Genomic DNA, 766 nt, shown 5'->3' on the forward strand with positions numbered 1-766 from the left:
GCATGTTCTCCCGCAGCTGATACACTTCGCTAGCGGGCGCATTATCGGCTTTCATTTTTCTAACTTGTTCTGATAGCAATGCATGTTGCTGAGCGCGCTGCCTCGTTGCTCTAATGTCCTCTGGTAGTTCAAGGCTCGCTATCTCTATATGTTGTTGTTTTTCTGTTGCTGTTAGTGTTTCATCACTGTTGATTTTTAACTGCTGAATCAAGAACCTGTTCTGGATATCTTCAGAAGCAAAGAATGCTTCATATTCAACTTGATCAAAGAAGCGCTCTCTGTAGGTCTTAATCTCAGACTGCTGAGCTATCAGTTTATCGACCATATTTACTCCCGAATCGTATACAACAAAACCCTGCTGAAGCTCCTCGATACCGATTTTGTAGTCAATATAACGTTTAAGTAGGTCCAGAGCTTGTGAACGAGCCGGTTCGCTTAGCTCTGCTTTAATAGTTTCTTGGATTGAAGCAATAACCTGCTCTAGTTCATACTCTCCAAGAGTAGATAGGAAATATTCGAACATATCTTTAAGACCTTCATCAGCCAGCAAGTTCTGACTTTCATCAACACTTAAGTTGTGATTCACATCAGTTCCCGCGAGTGATGAAGAAGAAAGCGCTTTGATACCCTCCACTTCATAGGGTTTGTGATACAAAGACTCGTTAATTTTTCTGGCTTCTATCATAGTAACAGGCGCACTATCCGAGCCTATTTCTGCGTAACCAAAGTATTCATACAAAGCAATCGATACCACGAAAATGACTGC

Annotated in this window: 1 protein-coding gene; it reads right to left on the minus strand. The window is 41.6% G+C overall.

The genetic code is table 11. The features are described 5' to 3' along the window. On the minus strand, positions 1-766 hold a 766-nt coding region (locus A3756_RS01945; protein ID WP_068552801.1), incomplete at both ends, for a lipase secretion chaperone.

The organism is Oleiphilus sp. HI0086 (assembly GCF_001635225.1).